General features: G+C 70.0%; 15 protein-coding genes. 6 read left to right on the plus strand and 9 right to left on the minus strand.

Annotation, left to right across the window (positions count from 1 at the left end):
* Positions 1–28: 28 nt before the first annotated feature.
* The 4 genes from VSH64_RS34860 to VSH64_RS34875 all read right to left on the minus strand — a co-directional run bounded on the left by VSH64_RS34860 (position 29) and on the right by VSH64_RS34875 (position 4995).
* A complete protein-coding gene (locus tag VSH64_RS34860) occupies positions 29–3610 on the minus strand; it encodes a hypothetical protein (protein ID WP_326566999.1) in 3582 nt (1193 codons plus the stop codon).
* Between the two features lie 60 nt (positions 3611–3670).
* The gene (locus VSH64_RS34865; RefSeq protein ID WP_326567000.1) at positions 3671–4216 is read right to left on the minus strand and encodes a WXG100 family type VII secretion target; all 546 of its coding nucleotides are present in this window, start codon (positions 4214–4216) and stop codon (positions 3671–3673) included.
* 95 nt (positions 4217–4311) lie between these two features.
* Positions 4312–4611: a WXG100 family type VII secretion target gene (locus tag VSH64_RS34870; RefSeq protein ID WP_326567001.1), complete on the minus strand. Its 300-nt coding sequence runs from the start codon at positions 4609–4611 to the stop codon at positions 4312–4314.
* A 45-nt stretch (positions 4612–4656) separates the two neighbouring features.
* Positions 4657–4995, minus strand: coding sequence for a WXG100 family type VII secretion target (locus VSH64_RS34875; RefSeq protein ID WP_326567002.1), 339 nt, complete (start codon positions 4993–4995; stop codon positions 4657–4659).
* 380 nt (positions 4996–5375) lie between these two features.
* On the opposite strand from VSH64_RS34875, the gene VSH64_RS34880 reads away from it, so the two are divergent.
* From VSH64_RS34880 to VSH64_RS34905, 6 genes are all read left to right on the plus strand, one after another.
* Entirely contained in the window at positions 5376–6209 is an 834-nt protein-coding gene (locus VSH64_RS34880; protein WP_326567003.1) for an alpha/beta fold hydrolase, read from the plus strand.
* 517 nt (positions 6210–6726) lie between these two features.
* Positions 6727–7311, plus strand: a complete 585-nt coding sequence (gene idi / locus VSH64_RS34885; RefSeq protein WP_326567004.1) for an isopentenyl-diphosphate Delta-isomerase — start codon at positions 6727–6729, stop codon at positions 7309–7311.
* Between the two features lie 93 nt (positions 7312–7404).
* Positions 7405–8094 (plus strand): GGDEF domain-containing protein, encoded by a 690-nt coding sequence (locus tag VSH64_RS34890; RefSeq protein ID WP_326838106.1) that lies wholly within the window; start codon positions 7405–7407, stop codon positions 8092–8094.
* Between the two features lie 1741 nt (positions 8095–9835).
* Positions 9836–12895, plus strand: coding sequence for an LCP family glycopolymer transferase (locus VSH64_RS48580; RefSeq protein WP_407655580.1), 3060 nt, complete (start codon positions 9836–9838; stop codon positions 12893–12895).
* Positions 12896–12977: 82 nt separating this feature from the next.
* On the plus strand, positions 12978–13649 hold the full coding sequence (gene phoU, locus VSH64_RS34900; protein ID WP_326567005.1) for a phosphate signaling complex protein PhoU: 672 nt from the start codon (positions 12978–12980) through the stop codon (positions 13647–13649).
* 119 nt (positions 13650–13768) lie between these two features.
* Positions 13769–14026, plus strand: a complete 258-nt coding sequence (locus VSH64_RS34905) for a hypothetical protein (RefSeq protein ID WP_326567006.1) — start codon at positions 13769–13771, stop codon at positions 14024–14026.
* A gap of 110 nt (positions 14027–14136) precedes the next feature.
* Here VSH64_RS34905 and pstB read toward each other — a convergent pair whose 3' ends face one another.
* The 5 genes from pstB to mshD form a co-directional block, all read right to left on the minus strand.
* On the minus strand, positions 14137–14913 hold the full coding sequence (pstB, locus tag VSH64_RS34910; protein WP_326567007.1) for a phosphate ABC transporter ATP-binding protein PstB: 777 nt from the start codon (positions 14911–14913) through the stop codon (positions 14137–14139).
* A gap of 3 nt (positions 14914–14916) precedes the next feature.
* Positions 14917–15831, minus strand: a complete 915-nt coding sequence (gene pstA / locus VSH64_RS34915) for a phosphate ABC transporter permease PstA (protein WP_326567008.1) — start codon at positions 15829–15831, stop codon at positions 14917–14919.
* Between the two features lie 2 nt (positions 15832–15833).
* Positions 15834–16754 (minus strand): phosphate ABC transporter permease subunit PstC, encoded by a 921-nt coding sequence (pstC, locus tag VSH64_RS34920; protein ID WP_326567009.1) that lies wholly within the window; start codon positions 16752–16754, stop codon positions 15834–15836.
* 200 nt (positions 16755–16954) lie between these two features.
* The gene (gene pstS / locus VSH64_RS34925; protein ID WP_326567010.1) at positions 16955–18085 is read right to left on the minus strand and encodes a phosphate ABC transporter substrate-binding protein PstS; all 1131 of its coding nucleotides are present in this window, start codon (positions 18083–18085) and stop codon (positions 16955–16957) included.
* Positions 18086–18309: 224 nt separating this feature from the next.
* A complete protein-coding gene (gene mshD, locus VSH64_RS34930) occupies positions 18310–19221 on the minus strand; it encodes a mycothiol synthase (protein WP_326838107.1) in 912 nt (303 codons plus the stop codon).
* Between the last annotated feature and the right edge of the window lie 13 nt (positions 19222–19234).

Raw genomic sequence — 19234 nt, forward strand, 5'->3', positions numbered from 1 at the left:
CGGTGCACCTCCTTCCCCGATCGGTCCGTCACTCGAGCACGCCCGAAGGCCTGCTCGCCGGGCGGCCCCACGCCGATTCGTCCTGGCTCAGCAGGTCGGCCATCGTGCGTTCGACCTCTTCTTCCTCTTCACCGTCTTCGGCTTCCGCAGTGTCCTCTTCGGACTCCAGGGGCACCGTGGCGGGTCCGGGTGCGCAGGTGGCCATCTCGTCGCTGTAGAACTCGCCCTCGCCGACCCGCACGCGCTGGTACGTCGAGAGCTGGGGCGAGTCCTCCGTGCCGCCCGCGGGGCGCCACGGCTTGTCCGAGCGCTCCACGAGGTCGGTGACCAGGTCCTCTTCTCGCTCCTCGCGCTGTCCGTAGGACGAGGGCAGCAGACCCGGCAGGAAGTCGGCCGTGCCGGTGTCCCACGCTGACGTGTCCACGACCTCCGCGGCCTGCACCACGGCGACCCGCACCTCGTCGGGCTCACCGCCGCCGACCCCGCCGGCGATCGCGCCTTCGCGGTCGTCGTGCTTTTCGGTGTGCGTGCTCTGGGTGTTCTGCGCGCTCTGCGTCGGTTGCGCGGCGGTGGTCGCCGGGGTGGTGGCCGAACCGGCCACGCCCCAGCCCGCCTGCACCGGCGGGATGACCACCGGAACGGCCGGGACCGCGCTCGTCGACCAGCTCGAACCGGCGGCCGGCTGGTCGCCGGTGCCCCAGCCCGCGACCGGGGCCAGGTCGCCGGGAGTGGCGGCCGGGGCCGGGTCGGCGGGAGTCGCGTCGACGGTCGTCGGCTGAACCGGCGTCGGGTGCACGACCGGCGTGACGGCGACCGGTGTCGCTTCGGCCGGGACCGGGTTGGCCGGAACCGGATCCGGGTGCGTGGACCACGACGTCGCCGGCGCGGCCGGGGTGTCGCCGGCCACGGCCGGGTCGCCGGCACCCGCCGGAACCTGGCCACCCGTCCACGGCTGCGAAGTGCCGTCGAGCAGGCTCGCCGAGTCGGGCCGCTCGGTCGCGTCGCCGGTCGGCGCCGGACCGCCCGTGCCGTTCTGCGGCGGCGCGGCCATCCCCGGAGTGCCGGTGGTGCCGGCTTCGGGCGTGCTGAGACCGTCCACAGAGGACAGCGACGGTGGCGCCCAGTCGGCCGACTTCGACGGCGGCGTGTCCCCGAAGGAGCTCGGGTCACCGACGCCGGCCGGCGAGTCGGCCAGCCACGCGGTGTTCACGCCGCCGAGCAGGCCGGCGGAATCGGGCCGGTCGGCGGCCGGCGTGTTCGCGCCCGCACCGCCGCCCGCGCCACCCGGCGGCATCATCGGCATGCCCGAACCCGCGCCGCCCGCACCGGCCGTGGCCGGTCCGTTCGTGCCGTTCGAGTCACTCAGCGACTGCGGCAGATCCGGCGGCGGCACGAGGTTGCTCGAGTCGAGCCCCTTCACGCCGTCGGCGCCACCGCCGACACCCGCGTCCGCGAGGTCCGAGCCGCCGAGACCACCGGTGGCCCCGGGCGGCGGAGCCCACGAAGCCGACTCCATCGGCGGGGTTTCGCCGAACGACGTCGGATCGCCGATGCCCTGGGGGACGTCGGTGAGCCACGGCTTGTCGATCCCGCCGAGCAGGCCCGCCGAATCCGGGCGCTCGCTGCCCTGGTTGCCCAGGCCACCGGCGCCACCACCGGCACCACCGGGCGGCATCATCGGCATGCCCGAACCCGCGCCACCCGCACCGGCTTGGCCAGGTCCGTTCGTGCTGTTCGGATCGGTCAGCGACTGCGGCAGATCCGGCGGCGGCACCAGGTTGCTCGAGTCGAGGCCCTTGATCCCACCGGGACCGTCGGAGCCGGCGCCACCGAGGCCGTCGGAGTTCGCACCACCCGTGCCGCCCGTACCACCGGACAGACCCGGAGGCGGCGCCCACGAAGCCTGGCTCAGCGGCGGCGTGTCGCCGAGCGAGGTCGGGTCGCCGATGCCCTTCGGGATGTCGGTGAGCCACGGCTTGTCCACGCCACCGAGCAGGCCCGCGGAGTCCGGCCGCTCGCTGCCCTGGTTGCCCAGACCGCCCGCGCCACCCGTGCCGCTCGGCGGCGGCATCATCGGCGGCGGCGTGAGGCCGCCCTGGTTCTGGTTGTCACCCGTCTGCAGGGCCGGCGGCAGGTCGGCCGGGTTCAGCGCGTTGCCCGTGAGGTTGTTGCCCAGGCCGGAGCTGCCCGGAGGCGGCGGGATCGCCGGCGACTTGATGCCACCGAGCCCACCCGCGCCCCCGGTGCCACCCGAGCCGTCGCCGGTGTTGCCGAGGCCAAGGTTGCCGAGGCCACCGCCGCCCTTGACGTCGCCGGGTGGCGGCGGGATCGACGGCGGCTTGATGTTGCCGAGGCCGTTGTTGCCGTTCTGGTTGCCGTTGTTGCCGCCGATCGAACCGGGCGGCGGCGGCAGGTTCGGCGAGGTGAGCGGAGGAATGTTGCCGAGCCCGCCGTTCTGGTCCCCGTTGTCGCCGCCGATCGAACCGGGCGGCGGCGGGATGTTCGGCGAGGTCAGCGGAGGCGATGTCGTGTCGAAGTTGCTCAGGCCGGTGCCCCCGGGGCCGCCACCAGGGCCGCCGCCGGTCGAGTCGAAGTTGGGGGGCTTCACGTCAAGGTTCTTGAACGGCGGCGGGTCTCCCGCGCCGCCGTCGCCGCCGGAGCCGCCGCCGATGTTGCCGGGCGGCGGCGGGATGGCAGCCGCGTTGAGCGGCGGTGGGTTGCCGCCACCGCCGCCGTCGCCACCGATCCCGCCGGGGGGCGGCGGGATGCTCGGCGGCGGCACGTCGCCCGCACCGCCGGTGCCGTCGCCACCACCACCGGCGCCACCGGGCGGCGGCACGTCGGCGGGGGGCGGGATGTTGGGGGGCGGCGGAAGGTCGTCGCCGCCCGGAGGCGGCGGAAGGTTCGGGGGCGGAGGCGGCGGGGCCTGTCCCGGAGGCGGCGGGCTGTAGCTCGAGGTCGCGACGGTGTTGTACTGCCCGGCCAGGGTGTTGCCCACCTGGCGCATGTCGTTGGTCATCATGTCGACGGCGTCGGGGAAGTCCGCGATGTGCGCGCGGCCGTCGTTGAGCGTGTGCCCGCGGGCGTTGACCTGCGCGGCGTAGTAGCTGTCGATGTAGCGCAGGGTGTTCTGCGCCCACTGCAGGTACGCGGCGGAGTTCACCAGCTGCGTCGGGATGTCGCGCGCACCGCCACCGCCGTCGGTGATCATGTGCACGAGCGCGTCGAACTTGCCACTCAGGTTGGTGGCCATGACCTTGAAGTTGTCGGCAGCGGTGCCCTTCCACGGGCCGTCGTCGCCGGCGAGGGCGGCGGTCTGGTCCTTGATGGACTGGGAGATGGCGGCGAGGTTCAGCTGCGTCGTGTTGAAGACACCGGCGGCGGCCTGCAGCGACTGCCAGTTGACGTTGCCGTAGGCGCGGTCCTGGTTGTCCTGGCCTCCGGTCATGGCCCCGCCGCCGATGATCGCGGCTTCGATCTGTTTCCAGGTCAGGCCGTCGAAGTCCTTGCCGGGGTCACCGGTGGCGTTGGACCTCCCGCTGCCGCTGGAGTCCGGCCAGATGCCGCTGCCGTCCTCTTGGAACCCGTTGCTGTTGTTCGGGTTGGTCACTGCCGCTCCATCTTCACTTGCTCACCCGGAACCTGGGACCGCCGCCCCGCGGGACGTCGATCAGCTGTGCTTGTTGCCCGCGTTGTTGATCTCGTTGCTGACGTTGCCGAAGTACTGGTTGTACTTGTCCATCGTCATGTTGTTCGCCTCGTCGGCGTCGTCGTAGGCCTTCGACGCCGTGTTCACGGCCTCGGACAGGTCGTGCAACGACGTGATCAGGTCCTGGATGGTCGCGCGCGTGGTGTCTCGCACGCCGCCGGAGCCCACGATCGGCTGGATGATCTTGTTGTTGGCCGTGGCGAAGACACCCGGCTTCACGGTGATGCCGTCGAGCTGGCCGGGCAGGTCCTTCAGCGGGCCATCGGCGAGGGTCTGCATGTTCGTGGCGAACGTGCGCATCGCCTCGGTGTTGACCGTGGTCACGCCCTTGCCGGGGTGGTCGGCCCCGCCGGGGACCGCCGGCGGCGTGGTGACGTTGCCCTGCGGGATCCACTGGTCGCCGAAGTCGGGCGGGTTCTGGTCCCCGGGGCTCTTGAACGGGCCGCTCGTCGTCGGTGTTCCACCGGGGGTGCCGGTGGTCGAACCGTCGTTCGTTCCGTAGGTCATGGGTGTTCACTGTCCTTTCAGGTCTGCGGACCCGGTGGGGACACCGAGGGCGCGGCGGGTGACCCACCGCGCCCCGGGGACCCGCGACGCCGGCATCAGCGCTGCGCGAACCGCTGCGCGTTGCCGCTCTCGGTGTGCGAGGTGCCCTCGTTGATGTGGGACAGGGTCTGCGAAGCGGCATCGAGGGCCTGCGGCAGGACCTGGGCCTGCGCGTGGCACCACTCGTAGGTGGACTGGAACTCGTCGGCCGCGGAACCGGTCCAGTGCTCGCGCTGAGCCTGGATCTTGCTGTGCATCTCTTCCAGCAGGGAGGTGATCTGCTGCGCCTGCTGCTTGGCGGTGTTGACGGTGTCGCCCATCACGGCGAAGTTGATCTGGAAGTTGCCCAGAGCCATGGATCTGTCCTCTCAGGAAAAGCCGGGGGTAGGTTTACGAGCCGATCAGAAGCCGCTGAGGCCGCCGCCGCCGATGGCAGCCGACTGCGCGCGAGCGGTCGAGGTGTTGTCCTCGTCGCCGCGGTCGTAGTCCGCCGCACCCTGGGTGACGTGCTCGGAAAGGGTGGTCAGGCGCTGCACGATCTTCTTGACCGTGTTGTCGAACTCCCCCATGGCCTGGTGGAAGATCGTGGCCGAGTCGGACCGCCAGGTGCCGAGCAGTTCCTGCATCGTCGAGTCGACCTGGCCGCCGGTGCTCGTGATGCCGTCACCGGTGCTGGTGATGGTGCTCGCACCCTGGCGCATGATCCCGGTATCGACCTTGGCGCCGTCCTGCGAAGCCATGCTCTTCTCCTCTGGTTGGTTGTTCTTCGGTTGTCGACATGTAGTCGAAGCTGCTCGCCATCAACACGACATCGTCGTGACGACGGTTCAGCGCAATTGCCGTGACGCCGCTTCACACTTCCGAGGTTCGAAAAGGCTGACCGGAGCCGGCGAGGTAACGGTAAGTGAGTGGGCGAATCCTGTCGCTCTGTTGTTCCCTTATGGACACGGCCTCGCGGACGCGGGGGCAACGGTGTTCACGACAGGACAAACAGGACATGGCCCAGCAAGGCCCGGGTGCGACTGACCGGATCGGTCCGGCCCTTGCCCCTTTGTCCGCCCAGATCTGCCTCGGAGGCCATGGCCGGAAAGTGTCGGTGTCCCCCCGTAGAGTGCGAGCCGTGATCGACCAGCTCAGCATCCCGACCGAAGCAGGCTCTTTCGACGCGATCGCCTCCGGGCCGGAGGACGGTCGCCCCGTGCTGCTGCTCCACGGTTTCCCGGAGGCCGCCGTGGAGTGGGAACACCAGGTGGCGACCCTCGGCGTGCTCGGGTACCGCGCGGTGGCGCCCGACCAGCGTGGGTACTCGCCGGACGTTCGACCTGAACGAGCGGCGGAGTACGGTATTTCTACCCTGGTGGACGACGCCGTGGCAATGGCGGATGCGTTGGGCTGGCAGAAGTTCGACCTCGTGGGGCACGACTGGGGCGGAGCCGTCGCGTGGTGGACCGCGGACGCTCACCCCGGCCGGCTGCGCAGCCTCACGGTCGTGTCCACACCACACCCGGGGGCGCTCTCGGCGGCGCTGAAGACCGACGAGGACCAGCACCTGCGGTCGGCGTACATGACCGAGTGGCGCGCCACGCCGGCCACCGAACGCAAGATGCTCGCCGACGGTGCCCGCGCCCTGCGCGACATCTTCGAGCGCCGCATCCCGCCGAGCCGCATCGACGAGTACGTGCGGCGCCTCGAGGAGCCGGGCGCGCTCACCGCCGCGCTGAACTGGTATCGCGGCGGGCGTCCCGGCGGGAAGATCGGCAAGATCGAGGTGCCGACGCTCTACGTGTGGTCGACCGAAGACGTCGCTTTCGGCTCCACCGCGGCGTTCGACACGGCCAACTGGGTCACCGGGCCGTACCGGTTCGAGATGCTCGAGGACGTGTCCCACTGGGTCGCCGAAGAAGCCCCCGAGGCCCTCACCACTCTGATCGTCGAGCACCTCGGCGGCCACTGACGACGGAGCCGGCCCGGGTTTCGTTGGCACAGGGGAAGTATTACTGACATCCGTCCAATTCGGATCGGTCGGGAAGATCGTTTCACCCGTCGTGGTCATGCGGTGGGGTGGGCCGGGCGTGGCGGTCACGGACCGTGCCGGGTCTCGCGGTCACGGCGGGCTTCGGGCGGCGGCCCGGCGTTTTGTCCACTTCGGACTCGGGCGTTCACCCGTCGCGGTCAGTCGGTGCGGCGGACCGGGCCACGACGGTCACGGACCGTGCCGGTTCGGCGGGTCAGAATCGGGCCATGATCACCTTGTCGGGTCACGGACGGTGTCGGGCGGCGGCGCCCGTTCGCGTTTCTCCTGGCCTTTCGTCCACTTCGGACTCCGCCGTTCACCCATCGCGGTCATGCGCTGTCGCGGACTGGCCACGGTGGTCACGGACCGTGCCGGTCGACTACCCGAAACGGGGTGAACCGCGCGGCCACCCGCCTTGCGGTACCTCGTCCGTGGAGCACTGGTGTTCAGTGGTCACGTGGACACCATCACCGAATCCGAGTCCGAGCGCGTCGTGTTCGTCACCGAAGACGGCGTGCCGACGGGCGAGACCGGACCGAAGCTCGCGAGCCACCACGGCGAGACGAGGCTGCACCTCGCGTTCTCGTGTTACGTGCTGCGCCGTTCGGACGAGGCGTTGCTGATCACGCAACGCGCACTGGACAAGAAGGTGTGGCCCGGGGTGTGGACCAACAGCGTCTGCGGGCACCCCGCGCCCGGCGAGTCGCTGCCCGACGCCGTGCGCCGGCGTGCGGCGTACGAGATCGGGCTGCCGGAGCTGCAGGACCTCGAGTGCGTGCTGCCGAAGTACCGGTACCGGACGCCGCCGTTCCAGGGGATCGTGGAGAACGAGTTCTGCCCGGTGTTCGTCGCCTGGGTCGACGGTGACCCCCAGCCGAACCCCGAGGAAGTCGGTGGCTGGCGGTGGATCTCCTGGCCCGATTACACACAGTTGCTCGAGAGCACTGAGGTCAACGTGAGTTACTGGGCCAAGGACCAGTACGCGCAGCTCAAGGACAAGAAACCCTTTTCGTCGTTGGGGCAACAGAACTTCGGTGCGTGACAAAATCCGGCCCTCGTCGTCCACTTGAGCGATATTCGCTTTCGCGCGTACCGATGTCTCAAGACCTCGCTCCTTTACGACGACAACCATGAGGTGGCGGAGGTGGGTGTGGCGGCCGAGGACGAGCTCACGGCGGGTGCACCCGCTCCCGATCTGCTGAGCCTGCACGAAACCATCGCCGGCATGTTCGCCAAGCAGGGCGACTGGCGGCGCGCGTACGAACACCTGCGGTCCGCGCTCGACATCGCGAGGGCCGGCAGCCTGCGGGACACGCTCACGTCGAGCTATAACCGGCGTTACCTCGACGAGCGGCTGCCCGGGCTGCCGGCCTCGCGCGGCCTCGCCGTCGCCCTCATCGATCTCGACCGGTTCAAACACGTGAACGACACGTACGGTCACCTCCTCGGCGATCGCGTGCTCTGCCGCGTCGCCGACCTGCTGCAGGAAGAGCTTCCGCCCGAAGGGTTCTGCGCCCGGTACGGCGGTGAGGAGTTCGCGCTCGTGCTGCCGGGCGTCGACGCGCCGGGGGCCGTGCGGATCGTCGAGGCCGCCCGCACGCGGGTCGCTCGTCACCCCTGGTCAGAACTTCAGCCCGGCCTGCGAGTCACCATCAGCGCCGGCCTCGCGCACTCTTCCGCCGGCCCGGTGTCCGCTCAGCGGCAACTCCTGCGCGCCGACAACCTCCTCTACGCGGCCAAACGCGCCGGGCGCAACAAAGTCGCCTATCACGACCGCGAAACGACACGCGTATTACCCACTCTGAGTAACGAAAAGGCGGGCTGACTCCCTTTCGCTTGCTCCAATCTTCACCTGTTCGTCCGCTTCGGGCCGTGTTGGGTCGACTCATGGTGAAGAAATTCGCGGGAGGGTGTCGTCACGAACGGCGGGTATCCGTACGATAACGAAAACCTCCCGAGGAACGACGTGCCCGTGGGAGAGCCGGAACGAAAGGCGCTGCCGCCGGTTCGTAAGTGCCCGAAGTGCGAAAGGAGTCCGAGTGCCCGACGATCGCCCCCGCCCCGGCACCGGTCGCCACTCGGACAGCCCCTCGGACGCCGCCACGCCCCGCGCCGGCCGCCGCCGCTCCATGGAAACCCAGGGCGGCATCAGCGTCTCCGACGTCGTCGCACGCCACACGGGTGAACGGCCGACTTTCGATTCCGAGGACTCCGACCCTGGTTCGCGACGGGCCGAGCCGCGGTCTTACGGCAGCTCGGGCTACTCGGGTGGCACGCCGAGCCGCTACTCGGGCGACCCGGAACCGGGTTCCGGCGGCCACTCCGCAGGTCCAGACCGCCCCTCCGGCCGCTCGGGCTCCCGCCGCGCCGAAGACGCGGGTCTCACCGCGTTCGACGCGTCTCACCTTGTCGACTCGCCTCCTTCGCGGCGGCGCCGAGCTGATGACGCGGACTCGGGTGCCTCCCATCTCGCGGACCCGCTTCCCACCGGGAGGCGCCGTGCCGAGGACGCGGATGCGGATGCGCCCGCCTCCCGCCGCCGCCGAGCCGACGACTCAGACTCGGATTCGTCCTACCTAGCCGACTCGCCCGCCTCGCGCCGACGCCGAGCCGACGACCCGGACTCGGGTGCGTCGCACTTCGCCGACTCGTCTTCTTCTCACCGCCGCGCCAACGGCACGGGCGGGACTTACTCGGCTGATTCCGGTGCTTCGCACCTCGCCGACTCGCCTCCCTCCCGCCGACGCCGCGCCGACGACTCGGACTCCGGCGCCTCCGACCTCACGAACGAGGCCTACTCGGCTGATTCCGGCGCGTCGCAGTTCGCCGACTCGCCCTCCAATCGCCGCCGCGCCGATCACTCGGACTCCGGCGCCTCCCACCTCACGAACGAGGCCTACCCGACTTCTTCTCGGCGCCGCGCCGACGACTCGGATTCCGGTGCTTCGCACCTGGCCGATGAGGCCTTCTCGACTTCCTCGCGCTCCCAGCGGACGGAACCTCCGCCGAGCGGCCGCCGTGCCCGAGCAGACGACGTCCCGCCCGCCGCACCTTCGGCGGGCGGCCCCGTGCTCCGGCCGGATTCACCCGGCCCCGCTTCGCATTCCGCGGGCGCGCCTGCTCACGGCGCCTCCCCCGAACCGCCCTCGCCCGGCCGGCCGCTCCCCGGCGGCCGCCGCCGCGCGCCGGAGCCGCCGGCCCCGAGCGGTACCCACGCCGTGCCCGACCACGGTCCGGACTTCTCCGACCTCCCGGCGACCGACCCATCCGCCGGCCGCCACGGCACCTCAGCTCCGGCCGATCACCCCAGCGCCACCGGCCCGAACGGCTCGAACGGCTCGAACGGCGCTGCCGCCCCGGCTCCCGCCGAACGCCGCCCCAACGGCCGACGCCCCACCCCCGGCGCACCCGGCCCGCACGGCATGCCATCGGCCAACGGCTCCGCCGGTCCCCACGGCAACCCCGGCGCGAACGGCTCTGCCGGTCCCAACGGCACCCCAGGCCCGAACGGCTCGGCCGGTCCCAACGGCAACCCGGGCCCCAACGGCCGGCCGAACACCGGCTCCATGCCGCACCCTGGCGCCCCGGCCGGCCGCAACGCCGAGCCCGATTACGGCGTGATGCCTGGTCCGGACAGCCCCGCCGGCTCCCGCCGCAACGGCGGGTCCACTGGCAACTCCGGCCCCCACGCGATGCCGGGCGCCAACGGCAAGCCTGGTCCGAACGGCCGGCCGAACACCGGCTCCATGCCCCACCCCGGTGCCCCCGCCGGGCCGAATGGCGAGACCGACCACCGCGGTATGGCCGGTCAGGACAGCCCCGCAGGCCCTCGCCGCAACGCCGGCCCCAACGGCACCTCCGGCCCGCACCCCATGCCGGGCGCCAACGGCGGAGCGAACGGCAAACCCGGTCCGAACGGCAAGCCCAACGGCATGCCGAACACCGGCTCCATGCCACACCCCGGCGCCCCGGCCGGGCCAAACGGCAATCCCGACCTTGGCGGCATGCCCGGCCCCGATGCCCCGGCCGGTCCTCGCCGCAACGCCGGAGCCAACGGCACCTCCGGGCCCCACGCCATGCCCGGCGCCAACGGCAGGCCGGCCCCGAACGGCAAGCCGACCACCGGCTCCATGCCCCACCCCGGTGGCCCTGCCGGCCCGAATGGCAATCCGGCGGGCAGCGGCATGCCCGGACCGGACGCGCCCGCTGGAGCGAAGGGCAACCCGGGCCCCAACGGCATGACCGGGCCGCGTGACATGCCCGGGGGCGCCGGTCCGAATGGCATGGCCGCGCAGCGCGACGTGCCCGGGGGCAGCGGTCCGAACGGCATGACCGGGCCGCGGGACGTGCCCGGGGGCGCCGGTCCGAACGGCATGACCGGGCCGCGCGACGTGCCCGGGGGCGGCGGTCCGAATGGCAACTCTGGGCCGAATGGCAAGCCGGGCCCCCGGGTCCGGCCGAACGGCAACCCCGCCGGCAGTGGTCTGCCCGGCGGCGGACCGGCCGCGGATGCTTCCGACGAGGCGGAGGGCATGCCGGGGCCGCGTGGCCTGACCGGCGCGCACGGCGTCCCGGGGAGCGGCGGGGCGAACGGCAAGCCGGGAGCGAATGGCAGGCGGCGGCCCCACGGCGGCGCCAACGGCAGGCCGGGATCGAACGGCGCCGGCGTCAATGCCGTTGCGGGCCAAGGGTTCGCGGCCGAGGGCTTGGACGAAAGCGACCAGGGCGGCCAAAACGAAGAGGCCGGACAGGGTGACCGCGGCCGGCAGAACGGCCAGAACAGTCAAGGTGGCCAGCGCGGTCGGGCTGGGCAGAACGGTCAAGCCGCGCAAGGCAACCGGGGTCGCCGCGCCGGGCAGGGCCCGCAAGCCGGCCAGAACGGCCAAGGCGCACCGAACGGCCAAGGCACACAAGGCAATCCGGGCGATCAGAGCGGCCAGGGCGGCCAGGGCAGCCCCGGCAGCCGGCGTGGTCGGAGCAACCAGACCGGCCAAGCCGCACTGCCCGGCCAAGAAGGCCAAGAAGGCCAAAACGCCCAAGAAAGCCAAGCGAGCGAAGCCGGCCAAGAAGACGGCACCCCCAGCGCCGACCGCACCCAACTCACCTCCCCCGTCGGCGAGCGCACCCAGCTCACCCCACCCGTAACGGGCAAACAGGGCCAACCCCGCCCTCCCCGCCAACGCCGCACCCCCGCGCGCCCCGCCGGGGTTCCTGCGCGGTCCGAGCTCGATCCGTTGACGATGACGGACGAGATGGAAGCGATCGACGAAGCGACGCAGTACCGGCGCAAGATCGATCACTCCCTCGCGCGCTTCTCCGCCGCCCACGACGAGATGATCGCGGAGGAGGACAAGCGGCGGGAGAGGATGGCGCGGCTGACCGCGCGGCCCGTCGCGTTGTTCGAGCAGACGCGGACGGCGCTGCAGCGGGTGGTGGCGCCCACCGGGATCCAGCGGGCGATCACCGATGAGGACGAAGCGCCGGAGAGCGCCGAAGAGGCCGCGCCGCAGACGAGGTTGCAGGAGAAGAAGCAGCGGCACAACGAGCGGGCCATCAGGATCGGCCGGATCGCGATCATCGTGCTGGCCGCGTTGATCCTGCTCGGCACGGGCGTGGCGTGGGGTGCGGTGAACTGGTTCGACGCCAAGTTCACCCAGGTCTCGGCGCTGGACGAGAACTCCTCGGACATCCAGGACGCCGGCGCGCAGGCCAACGACGAGAACTTCCTCATGGTCGGCTCCGACAGCCGCGACGGCGCGTCGGCGGAAGAGGGCGTCGGGACGGCCGAGAGCAACCCCGGGGCGCGCTCGGACACCGTGATGGTGGCCCACGTGCCGGCGGACCGGAAGCGCGTGGTCGTGGTGAGTTTCCCGCGTGACCTGGAAATCGCGCGGCCCGACTGCAACCGTTGGGACCCGGCGAAGTCCGCGACCACCGACGAGGTCGTGGCGGGTCAGAGCATCGCGAAGCTCAACACCGCCTACGCCGTGGGTGGCCCGCAGTGCGTCACGAAGGTGGTGCAGAAGATCACCGGCCTGCGCATCAACCACTTCGTGGGCATCGACTTCAACGGCTTCAAGGACATGGTCGACGCCGTGCACGGCGTCACGATCCAGAACGAGAAGCCGATCGACGACGAGGTGCTCGGCAAGGTCCTGCTGGAGACCGGTGACGTCACCATCTCCGGCGACCAGGCCCTGAACTACGTGCGCGCGCGGCACGTGAAGGGCGACCCGACGTCGGACTACGGCCGGATCAAGCGGCAGCAGGCGTTCATCGGCGCGCTGCTGAAGAAGGTCATGTCGTCCGATGTGGTGCTCGACCCGGGGAAGCTCTCGGCCTTTATCACGGCGTTCGCGAAGGCCACGTTCGGCGACAACCTCGGCGTACAGCAGATGATGACGCTCGCCCAGTCGATGCGCGGCGTCGATCCGTCCAAAATCAACTTCATGACCGTGCCCACCACCGGCACCGCCAACAAGCGCGGCAACGAGGTTCTCGTGAAGTCCAGAACGGACTCGCTGTTCCAAGCGCTGCGCGACAACACCCCGCTACCGGGCGAAAAGCCCACGACCGCCGACAACGCGAGCGCGTCGAAGATCGACACCAAGAGCACCGAAGGCTGACTGCGGGATTCGTTAGACCGGATTCACGTGCGGTTCACCCGGCGATGCGGTATTCGGACAATGCGCGTCGTAGGGTGTGTCCATGCGTGAGGCTTACCATGTCGAACTCGAACAGCTCGCCACGAACCTGGCGGCCATGTCGGCGCAGGTCGCCGAGGCCATGGAGCTGGCCACCAAGGCACTCCTGGAGGTCGACCTGGGCCTCGCGGAGCAGGTGATCAGCGACGACGCGAAGGTCGACGACGCGCGCGCCGAGTGCGAGGAGCAGGCGTACGCGCTGCTCGCCCTCCAGGCGCCGGTCGCCACGGACCTGCGCACCGTGCTCGCCGCCATCCACGCCGCCGAGAGCCTCGAGCGTATGGGCGACCTGGCCCTGCACGTCGCCAAGGCCGCGCGCCGGCGCCACCCCGAGGCGGTGCTGCCCGAGTCGGTCAAGCCGTACTTCACCGAGATGGGCCGCGCGGCCGTGAAGCTCGCCCGCCAGGCCGAGCAGGTCATCAAGTCCAAGGACGTGAACGCGGCCAAGGACCTCGAGGCCGAGGACGACCAGGTCGACGACATCCACCGTCACCTCTTCACCGTGCTCATGGACCGCGAGTGGCCCTACGGGGTCGCGGCGGCCGTCGACGTCACGCTGCTCGGCCGCTTCTACGAGCGCTACGCCGACCACGCCGTGTCGGTCGCGAAGCGCATGATCTTCGTGGTCACCGGCCGCATGCCGGGCTACGACTCCGACGAAGACCTCAACGTCTGATCCCACGGACAGTCCTCGGGGCCCCTTCGGTCCGACGGCCCGAAACCGCACCCGCCCGACGCTAGTTTCTCCTCGCTGACACCAGTTTCCGCGGCTGCGCGGACATGCGAAGGAGAACAATGAACACCAAGCGTCTGGTCGCGGGCACCGTCGGACTGATCGCCCTCGGTTTCTTCGCTCTTCCGGTCGCCGAGGCGGCAGCCGCTCCGGCGGCTCCCGCCTCGGCGTCTTCCACGTGCGCGCTGGACCAGGCTCGGCTCGCCGGCGCCCAGAAGGCGCTCGACGCGGCCAGGGCCGCCGGCGCCAACAGCGCGGTGATCGCGGCCGACACCGCCGCGGTGAACGCCGCCAAGCGAGCCGTCGGCATCGACTGCTGACACCGCAGCACAACGGCTCCCCAGGCGACACCTGAATCACCAGCACCACGAAAAGCGGCCCCTCCGTCCACATCGGACGAAGGGGCCGCTTTCGCGCGTACGCCGGACGATCAGCCGAAGCGGCCCGAGATGTAGTCCTCGGTCGCCTTCTGGTCCGGGTTGGAAAAGATCTTCTCCGTGTCGTTCAACTCCACCAGCCGGCCCGGCTGACCGACCCCGGCGAGGTTGAAGAACGCCGTCTGGTCGGAAACACGCGCCGCCTGCTGCATGTTGTGCGTGACGATGACGATCGTGTATTCCTTCTTCAGCTCACCGATCAGGTCCTCGATGGCCAGCGTGGAGATCGGGTCGAGCGCGGAACACGGCTCGTCCATCAGCAGCACGTCGGGCTGCACCGCGATGGCGCGCGCGATGCAGAGCCGCTGCTGCTGACCACCGGAGAGGCCGCCGCCGGGCTTGTTCAGCCGGTCCTTGACCTCGTTCCACAGGTTGGCCCCGCGCAGGGCGCGCTCGGCGATCTCGTCGAGCTGCTTGCGGTTCTTGGTGCCGCCCAGGCGAAGCCCGGCCACCACGTTGTCCTTGATGGACATCGTGGGGAACGGGTTGGGGCGCTGGAACACCATGCCGATCGTGCGGCGCACCTGCACCGGGTCCACGGCGGAGGCGTAGATGTCCTCGCCGTCGAGCAGCACCTCGCCCTCCACGCGCGCACCCGGGATCACCTCGTGCATCCGGTTGAGCGTGCGCAGCACGGTCGACTTACCGCAGCCCGACGGCCCGATGAACGCGGTGACGTTGCGCGGCGGCACGTTCAGCGTGACGCTGTCCACGGCGTGGAACTTGCCGTAGTAGATATCTACGTCCTTGACGTCGATTCGCTTGGCCATGACTCACTTCTTCTTCGGGGCGACGAGACGGGAGATCAGTGTGGCGAGCAAGTTCAGGATCGCGATGATGATGACCAGCGTCAACGCCGCGCCCCAGATCCGGTCGAAGCCGACGCTGCCCGGGTCCAGCGAGTTGGTCACGCGCTCGTTGTTCATCACCAGCGGCAGCGCGGCCTGCTCACCGTCGAACGGGTTCCAGTTCACGTAGGCCGAGTAACCCACGAGCACCAGCAGCGGCGCCGTCTCGCCCATCACGCGGGCCAGCGCCATCATGATGCCGCCGATGATGCCGGACAGCGCCGTCGGCAGCACGATCTTCATGATCGTCTTCCACTTCGGCACACCCAGCGCGTAGGACGCCTCGCGGAGGTCGTCCGGCACGATCCGCAGCATTTCCTCCGACGACCGGACGATCACCGGGATCATGAGCAGCACCAGGGCCAGCGACACCGCGAAACCGCTGCGGGGCAGGCCGAACGTGGTGATCCACAGCGCGTAGATGAACAGCGCGGCCACGATCGAGGGGACACCGGAGAGGATGTCGACCATGAACGTGGTGGCCTTCGCGAGCTTGCCGCGGCCGTACTCCACGAGGTAGATCGACACCAGCAGACCGATCGGCACCGCGATGATCGCGCAGATCACGCCCTGCTCCAGCGTGCCGATGATCGCGTGCAGCACACCGCCGCCGACCTCGTCGCTGAGCACGGAACCGAAGTCCTCGGTCCACCAGTTCGTGAACGGGATGCGCTTGATGCCGTTCACGATCACCGTGTAGAGCACCCACACCAGCGGCACCACGGCGACCAGGAACGCCAGCCACACCAGCACCGTGGCGATGCCGTTCTTGGCCTTGCGGGCCAGGCTGACCTGCTGGAACGCAGGGGTCACAGCGGGACGTTCGAGCGTTGTGGACATGCTCAGTCCCCCTTCTTGCTGATGATGGACCGGGCGGCGAAGTTCACCAGGAACGTCAGCACGAACAACACCAGGCCCGCGGCGATGTACGCGCCGGCGGAGGTGGCGTTGTTGAACTCGCTGTAGTTGGCGGCGATCTTCGACGCGAACGTCGCGCCGCCGTCGAAGAGGCTCCAGTCGAAGTTGCGGCCCTGCGGGATGAGCAGGATGACCGCGAGCGCGATCGTCTCACCGAGCGCGCGGCCGAGGCCCAGCATCGACGCACCGATGTAACCGGCCTTGCCGAACGGCAGCACCGTGGTGCGGATGACCTCCCAGCGGGTGGCCCCCAGCGCGAGTGCGCCTTCGATGTGCGGGGTCGGCGTGCGCTCGAAGACCTCGCGCGAGAGCGACGTGATGATCGGCAGGATCATCACCGCCAGCACGATGCCGGCCGTGAAGATCGTGCCGCGCACGTTCGGCGCCACGTTGCCGGGCGCGAACAGCGGGAACCACGAGAACGTGGAGTTCACCCACAGCGAGAACGGTTCGATCGCCGGGGCGAACACGATGATGCCCCACAGGCCGAAGATGATCGACGGCACGGCCGCGAGCAGGTCGATCACGTACGCGAACGCACGGGAGAGCCGCTTCGGCGCGTACTGCGTGAGGAACAGGGCGATGCCGAGCGACACCGGCATGGCGATGATCAGCGCCACCAGCGAGGTGGCCACGGTGACCTCGGCGAGATCGGCGATGCCGAACGCCATGTTCTCCGGGTCGTTGGTCGACCACCCGTGGTTGAACAGGAAGTTGACCTTGTCGACTCGCAGCGCCGGGATGGCCTGGATGATCAGGAAGATCCCGATCAGGCCGATCAGAGCCACGATGAAGATGCCGGCCCCGGTGGTCAGGTTCTGGAAGATGCGGTCACCGGCCCGCACCTTCTTCGGCTTCTCCTGCGCGGGCGGCCTTTCGGGTGCCGGCGCGGATGTTGTGTCCGAAATCGGATCCTCCGGGAACGCTCGGGCGGACGACGAACGCCCACCGGGGCCGCCGGTGGGCGTTCGCGTCGAGGATGACTCGCTCATCGACTGGGGTTCTGTCCAGCGTCTACTAATTACTCAGCGAAGTCGAGGACAGGTCAGGAAATCGCCTTGACGGCGGTCAGCACCTTGTCCTGCAGGCTCTGCGGGATCGGCACGTAGCCCTTGGAGGACAGCTGCTGCTGGCCCGTGGTGGCCGACGTGGTCAGGAACGCCTTTACGGCCTTCGAGACGTCCGGGTTCGAGTACTTCGAGCAGACGAGCTCGTAGGTGGTGAGAAGCAGCGGGTAGGCACCCGCGACGTTGCTCGCGTAGATCTTGTTCAGGTCGAGCGCGAGGTCGTTCGAGCCCGGGTTCAGGAAGGTCGCCGAGTCGAGGGACTTCGCGACGTTCTCCGCCGACAGCGCGACGCCGCCGGAACCGCTGTCGATCAGGGCCGGGGTGACGCCGTCCTTGGCGAACGCGCCCTCCACGTACGTGATCGAGCCGTCGGCACCCTTGACCGTGGTGGCGACACCGTTCGAGCCGGAGGCACCGTTGCCGACGCCACCGTTGAACTTCTTGCCGGCGCCCTTGGTCCAGTCGGCCTTGGCAGCCGCGCCCAGGTACTTCTGGAAGTTGTCCGTGGTGCCGGACTCGTCCGAGCGGGAGACGACCTGGATCGGCTTGTCGGGGAACGTGAAGCTCTCGTTGCCCTTGACCGCCTTGATGGCCGGGTCGTTCCAGTTCTTGATGCCACCGCTGAAGATCTTCGCGATCACGGACGGCGTGAGAACGAGCTTGTCGACACCCGAGAGGTGGTAACCGACGGCCACCGGGCCGACGACCATCGGGATGTTCCACGCCGGGGAGGCGCAGCGCGCGGTGGCGGCCGCGAGGTCGGCGCCGGTGGCCGGGGAGTCCGTGCCGCCGAAGTCGACCTGGTTGCCGTTGAACTGCTTGACACCCGCGCCCGAACCGCTCGCGGTGTAGTTGACCTGCTGGCCACTGCACTGCTTGCCGTAGGCCTGCTTGAAGACGTCGATGGCGTTGTTCTGCGCCGTCGAGCCTTCACCGGACAGGGGGCTCTTGCCACCGCAGTCGACCTGCGCGGTGCCGGTGGCGGCGGGGGCGGCGGCCGAGCTGGAGTTGCTGCTGTTGCTCGCCGCAGGGTCGCTACCACAGGCGGCGAGCACCAGGGCGGCGCTCGCCACGATGCCCACGGCACCAAGGGGCCGCATGATCTTCACTGCATTTCCTCCACTCGGAGACTTCGCCGGATCGGCACGCATCTCAGCGCGCCGGATCCGGACATTAGGCAGCCCCGGTGGCCGGTCCCCCTTGACCACATGAACGCAAAGTGAACAAGGCACCGTATGTGAGCAGGACGACTACGCCGAAAGGGTGTCGTGTCCCTGCCGTGACCTGCGCGTACGCAGAAAGTAACCCGGGGCGTGCCCGCGGGTGATCGTGATTACCGACCGTACTGAACGTCGGTTTCGAAACGGGTGAACCCCAGCTTCGAATACACCGCCAGTGCCGGAGCGTTGTCACCTTCGACGTAAAGGATCACTTGGCGTAGTCCCCGGTCGCGCAAGAACCGCAGCCCCGCGAGGGTGAGCGCCTTGCCGAGACCGCCACCCTGCGTGCCCGGATCGACGCCGACGACGTACACCTCACCCACCGGCTCACCGCCGAACCGGCCGGGCACGGGTTCGTGCACCTTCGTCCAGTGGAAGCCGACCACGTCGCCGCTCGCGTTCTCCGCGAGGAAGAAGCCGGCCGGGTCGAACCAGGTCTGCTTTTCCTCGGCGCGCAGCTCGTCGACCGTGAACGCGCCCTGCTCCGGGTGCCAGTCGAACGCGCGCGCGTTGACCGCGATCATGGCTTCCTCGTCCTGCCCCGGCACGAAGGTGCGCAGCCGCAGGCCTTCGCGCAGCACGGGTTCGGGCCAGTCGGCGCCGGTGACGTCGACGTGCAGGATCAGCAGCTCGCGCTGCCGGCCGAGGCCGAAGCCCTTCGCGAGCGCGGCCGCGGCGGCGCTGTCGCCGTGCGCCCACACGCGGGCGCTCTCGGGCGCTTTCGCGTCGAGCTCGCGCGCGAGCGCCGTGCCGACGCCTTCGCGGCGGAAGTCGGGGTGCACCACGAGCTCGGCGACCTGCCGGCCGTAGGAGTCGCCGTCGGTGTCGAGGTGCGCGTAGCCGGCCGGCTTGCCGTCGAAGCGCGCGAGCAGGTGCAGCCCGCCCGCGAACTCGCGCGGCAACGGACCGGCCTCGGCGACCTCGGGCCGCCCGTCGGCCGCCTTCACGGCCAGCAGCACCTCACGGATCGCCTCGACGTCGTCGGCACCCGGTTCGGCTGTCCAGCCCGTCAGCTCTGTTTCCACCACGAAGCCGACA

Origin of the sequence: Amycolatopsis rhabdoformis (assembly GCF_035918295.1) — a bacterium.
Lineage (GTDB): Bacteria > Actinomycetota > Actinomycetes > Mycobacteriales > Pseudonocardiaceae > Amycolatopsis > Amycolatopsis rhabdoformis.

Coding starts and splice junctions, on each gene's coding strand:
- VSH64_RS34865 (WP_326567000.1), bottom strand. CDS start 4,216: ATGACCTACGGAACGAACGACGGTTCGACCACCGGCACCCCCGGTGGA.
- VSH64_RS34870 (WP_326567001.1), bottom strand. CDS start 4,611: ATGGCTCTGGGCAACTTCCAGATCAACTTCGCCGTGATGGGCGACACC.
- VSH64_RS34875 (WP_326567002.1), bottom strand. CDS start 4,995: ATGGCTTCGCAGGACGGCGCCAAGGTCGATACCGGGATCATGCGCCAG.
- VSH64_RS48580 (WP_407655580.1), top strand. CDS start 9,836: ATGCCGCACCCTGGCGCCCCGGCCGGCCGCAACGCCGAGCCCGATTAC.
- phoU (WP_326567005.1), top strand. CDS start 12,978: ATGCGTGAGGCTTACCATGTCGAACTCGAACAGCTCGCCACGAACCTG.
- VSH64_RS34905 (WP_326567006.1), top strand. CDS start 13,769: ATGAACACCAAGCGTCTGGTCGCGGGCACCGTCGGACTGATCGCCCTC.
- pstB (WP_326567007.1), bottom strand. CDS start 14,913: ATGGCCAAGCGAATCGACGTCAAGGACGTAGATATCTACTACGGCAAG.
- pstA (WP_326567008.1), bottom strand. CDS start 15,831: ATGTCCACAACGCTCGAACGTCCCGCTGTGACCCCTGCGTTCCAGCAG.